Raw genomic sequence first — 10,871 nt, 5'->3', positions numbered from 1 at the left:
GCCGGAGCTTTCGAACCGCTTGGATGCCCAAGCGGGTCAGTATCCGGTATTAGACCCCGTTTCCAGGGCTTGTCCCAGAGTGCAGGGCAGATTGCCCACGTGTTACTCACCCGTTCGCCACTAATCCCCACCGAAGTGGTTCATCGTTCGACTTGCATGTGTTAAGCACGCCGCCAGCGTTCGTCCTGAGCCAGGATCAAACTCTCCGTGAATGTTTACCGGTGATCCGGTGCACACATCACGAGAGCGGAACATCGGGAGGAATAGTCCCGACGTTCACAGCGTCCTCGCTGTGTTTTTTCAAAGGAACCTCGACCATCCGGAACGGGATGGACGGGGTATCAACATATCTGGCGTTGACTTTTGGCACGCTGTTGAGTTCTCAAGGAACGGACGCTTCCTTTGTACTCACCCTCTCGGGCTTTCCTCCGGGCGCTTCCCTTCGGTGTTTCCAAACTCTATCAGTGTTTTTCCGGCCCCCTGACCACCGTCCCGCAGGCATGCGGAAAGTGATCCGAAGTGAGGATCTGACGAGTTGGATTGCTGCCGGGTCCTGGATGCGTGACTGCATCCCTCAGCCCCAGGCAGGTTTAAGACTGTACACGGGGTCGCAGACCGCGTGCAAATCGATTAAGGTGGGTGGTCTAGACCTCTTGTCTGGACCACGGAGCTGGACCTGTCCCCCGGAACCGGTACGTCTCATGACATACCCTGCTGAACAGCACGCCGGCGACAGCCAGTGACGGCGCTCGTACAGATCTCCATCTCTTGGGAGGACTCCCATGACCACCGTGACGTCCCCGCTCGCAGGACGCGCCATCGGACTGGCGTCCGTGCCCGATCCGGTCTTCTCCGGGGCCATGGTCGGCCCGGGCGCCGCGATCGACCCGGTGCGGGAGCCCTCCGAGGCCGTCTCCCCCGTCGACGGCGTGATCGTCTCCCTGCACCCGCACGCGTTCGTCGTCGTCGACGAGAACGGGCACGGCGTGCTCACCCACCTCGGCATCGACACCGTCCAGCTCAACGGCGAGGGCTTCGAGCTGCTCGTCAACAAGGGGGACACCGTCACGCGCGGGCAGGGCATCGTGCGCTGGAACCCGGCCGCCGTCGAGGCCGCCGGCAAGTCCCCCGTGTGCCCGATCGTGGCGCTGGAGGCCACGGCGGACGCCCTCTCCGAGCTCCGTGAAGAGGGCGACGTGAAGGCGGGCGACGCGCTCTTCCTCTGGAAGTGACGTGACGCCGTCCCCACGACGGCCGTGACGGCATCGTGCGACGGCACAGGACATCGGACGCTGCGGCGCGACCCGCCGCTTCACTGGAGACGGGTGAGATGGAGACAACGCTGCGAGGCGTCGGCGTGAGCCACGGGGTGGCGATCGGCGAGGTACGGCACATGGGCACGGCGGTGCTGGAGCCGCCGGCCAAGCAGATCCCGGCGGAGGAGGCGGAGCGGGAGCAGCAGCGCGCCCGTCAGGCCGTGGAGGCGGTCGCGGCCGATCTGACCGCGCGCGGGAACCTCGCCGGCGGCGAGGCACAGGCGGTGCTCGAGGCTCAGGCCCTGATGGCACAGGACCCGGAGCTGATGGCCGACGTGGACCGGCGTGTCGCCGTGGGCAGCTCCGCCGAGCGCGCTGTCTACGACGCGTTCGCCGCGTACCGCGAGCTGCTGGCGAACGCCGGCGAGTACCTGGCGGGCAGGGTGGCCGACCTGGACGACGTGCGCAACCGCATCGTGGCGCGGCTGCTGGGCGTGCCGATGCCGGGTGTGCCGGACAGCGACGAGCCGTACGTGCTGGTGGCGCGGGACCTCGCGCCGGCGGACACCGCGCTGCTGGACCCCACGCTGGTGCTCGGATTCGTGACCGAGGAGGGCGGGCCGACCAGTCACAGCGCGATCCTGGCGCGTGCCCTGGGCGTGCCGGCGGTCGTGGCCCTGCCGGGGGCCGGTGAGATCGCCGAGGGCACGCTGATAGCGGTCGACGGCAGCTCGGGGGAGATCTTCGTGAACCCGACCGAGGAGCGCCGGGCCGCTCTGGAGGCCGCTGCGGCCGAGCGGAAGGCCGCTCTGGCGGCGGCGACCGGTCCCGGTGCGACGGCCGACGGGCACAAGGTGCCGCTGCTGGCGAACGTCGGCGGACCGGCCGACGTCCCGGCGGCGGTCGAGGCGGGCGCCGAGGGCGTCGGTCTGTTCCGTACCGAGTTCCTGTTCCTGGACGACAGCAAGAACGCTCCGTCCGAGGAGAAGCAGGTCGAGGCGTACCGGCAGGTGCTGGAGGCGTTCCCCGAGGGGCGTGTCGTGGTGCGCGTGCTGGACGCGGGTGCGGACAAGCCGCTGGAGTTCCTCACCCCGGGCGACGAGCCGAACCCGGCGCTGGGCGTGCGGGGTCTGCGGACCCTGCTCGACCACCCGGAGGTGCTGCGCACCCAGCTGACGGCGCTGGCCAAGGCCGCGGAGGGGCTGCCGGTCCACCTCGAGGTGATGGCCCCGATGGTGGCGGACCGGGCCGACGCGAAGGCGTTCGCGGACGCGTGCCGCGAGGCGGGGCTGCAGGCGAAGTACGGCGCGATGGTGGAGATCCCGTCGGCGGCGCTGCGGGCGCGTTCGGTGCTGCGGGAGGTGGAGTTCCTGTCGCTGGGCACGAACGACCTCGCGCAGTACACGTTCGCCGCGGACCGTCAGGTGGGTGCGGTGTCCCGGCTGCAGGATCCGTGGCAGCCGGCGCTGCTCGACCTGGTGGCGCTGTCCGCCGAGGCGGCGCGGGCCGAGGGCAAGAGCTGCGGTGTGTGCGGTGAGGCCGCGTCGGATCCGCTGCTGGCGTGTGTGCTGACGGGTCTGGGTGTCACCTCCCTCTCGATGGGTGCGGCGTCCATTCCTTATGTGCGGGCGCAGTTGGCGAAGTTCACTCTGGCGCAGTGCGAGCGGGCGGCCGCTGCCGCCCGGGCCGCGGACAGCGCGGACGAGGCGCGGAGCGCGGCCCAGGCGGTGCTGTCGGGCGAGTAGTTTCTGCCCGGGCCGCGTGAGGCCGTGTCCCGAGGGGCGCTCCACTTCGGTGGGGCGCCCCTCGTGCTGTCCGCTCCGGCCGTCCGGGGTCAGTGGCGGTGTTCCGGGCCGGGATCGGCGTCCGTGAGGTCGGGTGACGCGCAGTAGTCGACGTTGGACTCGGGCGGGATGATCTCGCCGGTCTCGGTGTCGGTGCAGTAGGCGTCGAAGACCTCTCCGGCGGTGAGGGGGACGAGTCCGTGGCTGCGGATGCGCCAGCCGTGGATGCGGTCGGGGGCGCCCGGGGTACTGGTGCGCATCACGAGGCCGCCGGGGCCGGCGGTGGCGAGGGCGACGGCCAGGACGGTGGTGAACTCCAGGGCTTCGGTGTCGTCGATGCGGACGCCGTCGTCGGTGTCGTCGGCGTGCAGGACGGCGACCAGGGATTCGGGTGGTCCGGAGACGCTGCAGACGAGGTGGCGGTCGCCCGGTGGCGCGCTGTCGAGGATGCGGGAGACGAGGCGGGAGGCGCGGGTGAAGGCCGCGTGTCCCAGGTCCTCGCCGCAGGAGGCGCAGGGGCCGAGCCGGGCGAGGAGCATCGTGGCGTACTCCCAGGTGGCGCGGCGGACGGCCTCGTCGACGAGGGTGGTCATGAGGTCGGACAGGGGCCGGCCGTCGTAGGGGACGGCGGGTCCGGTGACGGCGTGCTCGGCGGTGAAGCGGGTGCGGCTGAGGTGGCTGTCGGGGTCGTGGCCGTGCCGGGCGCACCAGTCGGCGTACTCCTCGGGGTCGAAGAGGGCCACCGTGGTGTGGCTGCCCTGGAGGGCGCGGGTGCGCAGCACGGCTTCGACGTGTTTCAGGTAGGTGGTGTGGTCGTCGAAGACGAAGGTGTCGTAGCGCCGCATGGCGCGGAAGTCGTGTTCGTCGGTGAGCACGCCGATGGTGCCCACGATCTCGCGGCGCAGGACGCGTCGCAGGGTCCGGTGGTCGGTGTTCGCCATGTCTCCCCCTCTGCACGGTCGATCAATGCTCACTCACCGTAATCGGCGGCACTGACAACGGGTGCGGAGGAGGAGACGGGGCGTGACCGTCAGGGGCGGGTGCGGGCCAGCTCCTGGTAGTGGGCGAGCAGGTCGAGGTTGTCGATGGAGCCGGGGTTGACGGCCTTCTCCAGGGGGGTGCCCTGGAGGAGTCGCTTGACCGGGACCTCGATGCGCTTGCCGGTGAGGGTGTGCGGGATGCCGGGCACCTCGATGATCTCGTCGGGGACGTGCCGGGGCGAGAGCTGGGTGCGGATGGTCTTCCTGATGCGGTCGGTCAGGTCGTCGTCGAGGGTGGCGCCGGGCGCCAGGTGGACGAAGAGCGGCATCCAGTAGCCGCCGTCGGGCTGTTCGATGCCGACGACCAGGGACTCCTTGATCTCGGGGAGGCGTTCGACGGCCTCGTAGATGTCGGCGGAGCCCATGCGGACGCCCTGGCGGTTGAGGGTGGAGTCGGAGCGGCCGTGGATGACGACGGAGCCGCGCGAGGTGAGGGTGATCCAGTCGCCGTGGCGCCAGACGCCGGGGTAGGTGTCGAAGTAGCTGTCGTGGTAGCGGCTGCCGTCGGGGTCGTTCCAGAAGTGGATCGGCATGGACGGCATGGGGTTGGTGACCACGAGTTCGCCGACCTCGTCGGTGAGGGGCTTGCCGCTGGGGTCCCAGGACTGCAGGTCGGTGCCGAGGCAGGGGGCCTGGAGTTCGCCGATGTGGACGGGGAGGGTGGGGACGGCTCCGGCGAAGCAGGAGCAGACGTCGGTGCCGCCGCTGACGGAGGCGATCCACAGGTCGTGGCGGACCTCGTCGTGCAGCCAGCGGAAGCCGTCGGGCGGCAGCGGGGACCCGGTGGTGGCCACGCACTTCACGGCGGACAGGTCGTGGTCGCGTGAGGGGTGGACGCCGGCCTTGCGGCAGGCCATGACGTACGCGGCGGAGGTGCCGTAGAGGGTGGCTCCGGTGCGTTCGGCGATGCGCCACTGGGCGCCGGTGTCGGGGTGTCCGGGGCTGCCGTCGTAGAGGACGACGGTGGTGCCGGTGAGGAGGCCGGAGACGAGGAAGTTCCACATCATCCAGCCGGTGGAGGTGTACCAGAAGAAGCGGTCCTCGGGGCCGAGGTCGCAGTGCAGGCCGAGCTGTTTGAGGTGCTCGACGAGGATGCCGCCCTGGGACTGGACGATGGCCTTGGGCAGTCCGGTGGTGCCGGAGGAGTAGAGCACCCACAGGGGGTGGTCGAAGGGCACCTGCTCGAAGACCGGTGCGGTGTCGGCCGCGGTGAGGGCGGACCACTCGAGGGCGCCGTCGGGGGCGTCGGTGCCGAGCAGCGGGATGTGCACGACGGCGCGAAGGGTGGGCAGTTCGCGGCGGAGTTCGGCGACGATCTCGCGGCGGTCGTGTTCCTTGCCGCCGTAGCGGTAGCCGTCGACGGTGAAGAGGACGACCGGTTCGACCTGCTGGAAGCGGTCGAGGACGCTGCGGGCGCCGAAGTCGGGGGCGCAGGAGGTCCACACGCCGCCGACGGCCGCGGTGGCGAGGAGGGCGACGACGGCCTCGGGGATGTTCGGCAGGTAGCCGCTGACGCGGTCGCCGGGGCGTACGCCGAGGGCGCGCAGTTCGGCGGCGAGGGAGCCGACCTGGCGGCGCAGGTCGGCCCAGGTGACGGGGCGGGGGTCGTGGGTCTCGTCGACGTGGAGCAGGGCCGGCTCGTCGGCGCGGGAGTCGGCGGCCCGCAGGGCGTGCTCGGCGTAGTTGAGGGTCGCTCCGGGGAACCACTGGGCGCCGGGCATGGAGCGGTCGCCGAGGACGCGCTTGTACGGCGTGGTGAAGCGGACGTCGAACCACTCGGTGACCGCTTTCCAGAAGGTCTCCAGCTCTTCGACGGACCACCGGTGGAGTGCCGCGTAACCGCCGTCGGCGGGGGCTCCGTGGTGTTCGGCGGCCCAGGCCTGGAACCGGGTGATGCGGGCCTCGGCGATACGTTCCGCTGTCGGCTGCCAGAGCGGCTGGGGGTTCACGGTCGACATGGGGCGGCTCCCGGACTGTGCGCGTCGTGTGCGTCCTCCGCGCACGGGCTGGGGTGTGCGCGTGACGCGGCTGACAGGGACGATGCCACGTGATCGACTTCTGCACCAGGGTGCCCCCCACATAGTCCCTGTCGTGAAGATGTGGTCCGATCACGGGTTAACGGGAGTTGAACGCCACGCTTGCGGGGCGCGGTCGATGGCAGGGTGAGCAACATGAACGGTCGTGACCTGGTGCCTTCGTGGTGGTCGGTCGGTGTGGCGGGAGCGGCACGGGGTTTGCGTACCGTACGAGCAGCGTGGCGCAGGCGGGGTGGGGACGCCACCGGGCCGGGGCCGCGGGTGCGGGCGCGGGTGCCGGGGGCGGTGCGGGAGGTGGAGCCGGGTCCCGGTGGGGGTGTGATCCGGTTCGCCCGCTCGGAGCTGCGGATCCTCGTCGCGGTGAACGGCGCCGTGTTCTGGGGGTGGGACGGGGCCGGTCCTGAGCCGTCGTTCGCGTTGGCCGGGGCGTGTCCCGAGCCGGATCCGCGGGCGGAGCTGGAGCCGGACACGGACGGCGGCTGGCGCGTGGTGGCCGAGCGGGTGACGGTCGCGGTGTCGCGGCTCGGTGCGCTGGAGGTGCTGACGCCCGGGGGTGTGATGTTGCGGCGTGATCTGCCGCCGCGCTGGTGGGAGGTGGAGGACGGCGGCCCGGCGCGGTGGATGCAGCGGTCGGAGGTGCCGGCGGACGCCCGCTTCTTCGGTCCTGGCGGCCGGGTGGCGGGGCCACGGCCGCAGGACGGCGCCCGCCGGCCGGGGAACGGCGTCACGGGAACGGGGAGCGCGGTTCCGGTGTCGGTGCCCGTGCAGCTGGTGGTGGCCGACGCGGGTACGCATCTGCTGTTCGTCGACAACCCGTGGGACGGCACGCTGACGCTGCGGGAGGGCGTGGAGGGCGCCGGTTCGGGGCACGACCGGGTGGGCACGGGCGAGCTGCGCATGGAGGGCGGTCCGGTGCGCGGCTGGGTGATGGCGGGCACGCCGGCGCGGGTGCTGCTGACGTGGGCGTCACTGACCGGGGCGCCTGTGCTGCCGCCCGCGTGGGCGTTCGGCCATCACCTCGTGCGGGAGGGCGTCGGCGGTGAGGACGAGGTGCGGCGGGTGGTCGCCGGTCATCTCGAGCGGGGGCTGCCGCTGGACGCGGTGCATCTGGGCGCCGGGCACCTGGAGGGCGGTCGGGCGTTCACGGTCGATGAGGACCGCTTCCCGAAGCTGCCGGTGCTGGCTGACGAGCTGCGGCGGGTGGGGATACGGCTGGTGTCGGCGGTGCCCGCGGCGGTGCGTGCGGAGGACCGGCGCGGCGAGGGGACGTGTCCGGATCCCGCCGACGCGCGCGTGCGGTGCGCGGGGCAGGCGGCGCGGGGCTTCGCGGGGGTGTGGCACACGGTCGACGGATCCGACCGGTTCGGGCGCGTGAATGCTCTGTGCCTGGCCCGGGCCGCGCACGAAGGCCTCCGGGACGAAGTGGCTGCCGACGAGCGGCCCTTGGTGCTGTCACCGTCCGGATGGGCGGGGTCGCAGCGGTACGGCGGGGTGTGGTCGGGAGAGGGTGCCGCGGGGTGGCCCGGGCTGCGGGCATCCCTCGCGCAGGTGGTGGGGCTCGGGCTGTGCGGTGTGCCGTTCTCGGGTTCGGACGTGGCGGGCGGCGGGGAGGGCGGGGCGTCCGAACTGTACGTGCGGCGGCTTCAGTTGACTGCGTATCTGCCGCTGCTGCGCACGGGCGCCGTGGGTCCGGCGGGCGGCGGGCCGTGGGAGTACGGCGCGGTGGTGCTGGGGCACGCGCGCGTGGCGCTGGGCGAACGGCGGCGTCTGCTGCCGTACTTCGTGACGCTGGCGCACCTCGCGCGGCGGACCGGGGCGCCGATGGTGCGGCCGGTGTGGTGGCCGGCACCGGAGGAGCGGGAGCTGCGGGACTGTGAGGACGTGTTCCTGCTGGGTGACGCGCTGCTGGTGGCGCCGGTGCTGGAGCCGGGTGCGGTCCGGCGGGAGGTGCGGCTGCCGCGCGGGCGGTGGTACGACACGGCGACGGGGCGGGCGTACGAGGGGCCGGCGAAGGTGCTGGTCGACGCCCCGTTGGAGCGGATACCGGTGTTCGCGCGGGCGGGTGCGGTGCTGCCGGTGCGCGGGGAGGACGGGGGGACCGAGCTGGAGGTGTGGGCGCCCGCCCCGGGCCGGAGCGGGGGCGGGCTGGTGGTGCCGGACGGCGGGGACGGCGGCGAGGAGCCGGAGGCCGAGCGGTACTTGGTGACCCGCTCGGGCCCGCGGGTCGTCGTACGGCGGGAGACGGAGGACGGCGCTCGGGAGCCGTCCCGGCCGGTACGGGTCCGCGGGCTCGACGGGGCGGGCGGTCAGATGTAGCGGCCCTCGAAGAAGGCGCGCACCGCCACGGTGTGCAGGGGGAAGCCGAGTTCCTCGGGGCGGCGCAGCAGGTGCGTGCCCTCGGTCTCGTCGGTGGGCGTGGAGGGGGGCAGGTCGGCCGCCGGGCGTTCGGGGAGCAGGCCGAACAGCAGCAGGTGGCCGTCGGGGGCGCTCATGGCGTCGACGAGCCGGACGTCGCGGCTCTCCGCGTTGAGGCCGGTCTCCTCCTCGAGTTCGCGGACGACGGCGTGGCGCCAGTCCTCGCCGTGGTCGATGTAGCCGCCGGGCAGGGCGGTGCCGCCCTTGGCGGGCGGGATCGCACGGGTGACGACGAGCAGGGCGGTGCCCTGGGTGTCGTACACGGGCTGGAGGGCCACGGCGACGGGGAGCGGGTTGCGGTAGGCGACGGCGCCGCAGGAGGGGCAGGTGCGCGGCCAGCCGGAGACGCCCTCTCCGTAGGGCGCGCCGCAGGACGAACAGTGGCTGCCCGCCGCGGAGTTGGGAACGTGGTTATCGGACACGCGCGGGACTGTATCCGATGGCGGAAGGGGCGTCTCCGTGAGGGCGGTCTAGCGGTGGCCGGCGACGGACCGGTGGGACACGGGGAAGTCGAAGTAGGTGTCCGGGTAGGCCTCGGGCTTGAAGGTGTAGTGCCACCATTCCTCGGCGAGGTTCACGAAGCCGAGGTCCTCCAGGGTGCTCTTGAGCAGCGTCCGGTTGGCGCGCTGCTCGCCCGTGATGCGCGGGTCGAGGGTGTGGCTGAGGGTGTCGAAGCAGTCGTAACCGGTGCCCATGTCCAGGGAGTTGTCGGGGAACCGCTCGTCCTTCGGGGCGAAGCAGGGGGTGAGGGGTTCGCCGGGCTGGTAGGGGCGTGTGGGGTGGGCGGGGAGTTTCACGAGGGTGAGGTCGACCGTGGAGCCGCGGCTGTGGCCGGACTTCTCCGCGATGTACCCGTCGGCGAACAGGCGGGTCTTGTCGACGTTCGGGTAGAACTCGGCCTTCATGGTCTGGTCGTCGAGGTCCTCGGCCCAGCGGACGAAGTGGTCCACGGCGCGCTGCGGGCGGTAGCAGTCGTACACCTTCAGGGAGTAGCCCTGCGGCAGCAGGCGGCGCTGGGCGGTGCGGAGGGCTTCGGCGGCGGGGCGGGTGAGGATGCAGAGGGGCTGCCGGTAGCCGTCGATGCGCTCGCCGACGAAGTTGTGCGGGGTGACGTAGCGGATCTCGTGGAGGATCGTCGGGTCGACGCTGTGGAGGGCCACGAAGTCGCGGGGCGCCTTGGGTTCGGGGGTCGCCCGGGCGGGTGCGGCCGCCGCCGTCGCGGTGAGCAGGGCGGCGAGAGTGGTGACCAGGGCGCGTACCGCGCGGGAAGAACGTGTCATGTCCCCTGCATCTATCAGACGAGGGCCGCGGCACGGAAGCAGGCGCCCCGGCCCGTTCTGTCGCCGACCTTGACGCTTCCTGACCACAGGTGAACACTTCCGGTGTCAGTCGACATCGCCGTACATCTCGGCGCATTTCGGCGCGCCACGGCAGGCGTTCACCGACGCCAGGACTCCCCCACGGGCGATGCGGCTGCGACGGCACGCTCGTCACGGACGCCGGGCGGGGCGCGGATCCTCCCTGCCTTCGGCTGACGTCGCCACGGGAAACGCACCCTGCACGTGAGGTCCGGGGCCGACCGTCCTGGGCCCCGGCCCAGGAGCCGCCATGAGCAACGGAGACATATTCGTCGGCGAGGTCATCGGCACCGCCATCCTCATCCTCTTCGGCGCCGGCGTGGTCGCCGCCGTCGTCCTCAACTACTCGAAGGCCAAGGACGCCGGCTGGGTGGTCATCGCCTTCGGCTGGGGCTTCGGCGTGATGGCCGGGGCGTACACCGCGGCACCGCTGTCCGGCGGGCACCTCAACCCGGCGGTCACCCTCGGGATCGCCGTCGACACCGGCGAGTGGGACACGGTCGACATCTACGTGGCCGGGCAGATGGTCGGCGCGATGCTGGGCGCCCTGCTGTGCTGGCTGGTGTACTACGCGCAGTTCGAGGCCAACGCCGAGGAGGACATCTCCCAGCCGACGCTCGGCATCTTCTCCACCACCCCGGCGATCCGCCGCCCGGTCGCCAACCTCGTCACCGAGATCATCGCGACCATGGGCCTGGTCCTGCCGATCCTGGCGTTCGGGCTCACCGAAGGGCTCGGCGAGTCGGGCACCGCGATCCTCATCGTGTCGTTCCTGGTCGTCGGCATCGGCCTGTCGCTGGGCGGCCCCACCGGATACGCCATCAACCCGGCCCGCGACCTCGGCCCGCGCATCGTGCACACGCTGCTCCCGATCCCCCGCAAGGGCACCTCCGACTGGGGCTACGCGTGGGTGCCCGTCGTGGGACCGCTCATCGGCGGGGCGCTGTCCGGGCTCGTGTTCAACGCCGCGTTCTGACTCCGC

8 protein-coding genes and 1 rRNA gene (1 of these 9 cut by a window edge) are annotated in these 10,871 nt (G+C 71.9%); 4 read left to right on the top strand and 5 right to left on the bottom strand.

All coding sequences use genetic code 11. The features are described from left to right. A 16S ribosomal RNA gene (locus ACQZOG_RS11825) occupies positions 1 to 212 on the bottom strand; it reaches 1,314 nt to the left of the window's first position. Between the two features lie 570 nt (positions 213 to 782). Here ACQZOG_RS11825 and ACQZOG_RS11820 point away from each other — a divergent pair. Together ACQZOG_RS11820 and ptsP are read left to right on the top strand one after the other, a co-directional pair. Next, on the top strand, positions 783 to 1,232 hold the full coding sequence (locus ACQZOG_RS11820) for a PTS sugar transporter subunit IIA (RefSeq protein WP_203551188.1): 450 nt from the start codon (positions 783 to 785) through the stop codon (positions 1,230 to 1,232). A 98-nt stretch (positions 1,233 to 1,330) separates the two neighbouring features. After that, positions 1,331 to 3,001 (top strand): phosphoenolpyruvate--protein phosphotransferase, encoded by a 1,671-nt coding sequence (gene ptsP / locus ACQZOG_RS11815; protein WP_163085899.1) that lies wholly within the window; start codon positions 1,331 to 1,333, stop codon positions 2,999 to 3,001. Positions 3,002 to 3,090: 89 nt separating this feature from the next. Here the strand turns inward: ptsP and ACQZOG_RS11810 are convergent, their stop codons facing one another. Continuing rightward, positions 3,091 to 3,981, bottom strand: coding sequence for a hypothetical protein (locus ACQZOG_RS11810; protein ID WP_037638506.1), 891 nt, complete (start codon positions 3,979 to 3,981; stop codon positions 3,091 to 3,093). A gap of 89 nt (positions 3,982 to 4,070) precedes the next feature. Next, complete coding sequence (locus ACQZOG_RS11805; RefSeq protein WP_430741488.1) at positions 4,071 to 6,038, bottom strand: acetoacetate--CoA ligase; 1,968 nt, start codon at positions 6,036 to 6,038, stop codon at positions 4,071 to 4,073. Between the two features lie 213 nt (positions 6,039 to 6,251). Between ACQZOG_RS11805 and ACQZOG_RS11800 the strand changes: the two genes are divergently transcribed. Next, complete coding sequence (locus ACQZOG_RS11800; RefSeq protein ID WP_430741487.1) at positions 6,252 to 8,432, top strand: glycoside hydrolase family 31 protein; 2,181 nt, start codon at positions 6,252 to 6,254, stop codon at positions 8,430 to 8,432. Here ACQZOG_RS11800 and ACQZOG_RS11795 read toward each other — a convergent pair. Next, entirely contained in the window at positions 8,423 to 8,953 is a 531-nt protein-coding gene (locus tag ACQZOG_RS11795; protein WP_037638510.1) for an NUDIX domain-containing protein, read from the bottom strand. The two genes, ACQZOG_RS11800 and ACQZOG_RS11795, sit on opposite strands and share 10 nt — an antisense overlap. A 48-nt stretch (positions 8,954 to 9,001) precedes the next feature. Further along, on the bottom strand, positions 9,002 to 9,811 hold the full coding sequence (locus tag ACQZOG_RS11790; RefSeq protein ID WP_359671965.1) for a M15 family metallopeptidase: 810 nt from the start codon (positions 9,809 to 9,811) through the stop codon (positions 9,002 to 9,004). A gap of 328 nt (positions 9,812 to 10,139) precedes the next feature. Between ACQZOG_RS11790 and ACQZOG_RS11785 the strand changes: the two genes are divergently transcribed. Beyond that, a complete protein-coding gene (locus ACQZOG_RS11785) occupies positions 10,140 to 10,865 on the top strand; it encodes an MIP/aquaporin family protein (protein WP_430741486.1) in 726 nt (241 codons plus the stop codon). The last annotated feature ends 6 nt before the right edge of the window (positions 10,866 to 10,871 follow it).

It is taken from the genome of Streptomyces sp. P13-3-3 (genome assembly GCF_050571355.1).
Lineage (GTDB): Bacteria > Actinomycetota > Actinomycetes > Streptomycetales > Streptomycetaceae > Streptomyces > Streptomyces althioticus.
Note: the sequence above shows the minus strand (reverse complement) of the source record. Positions and strands in the feature narration are given on the sequence as shown.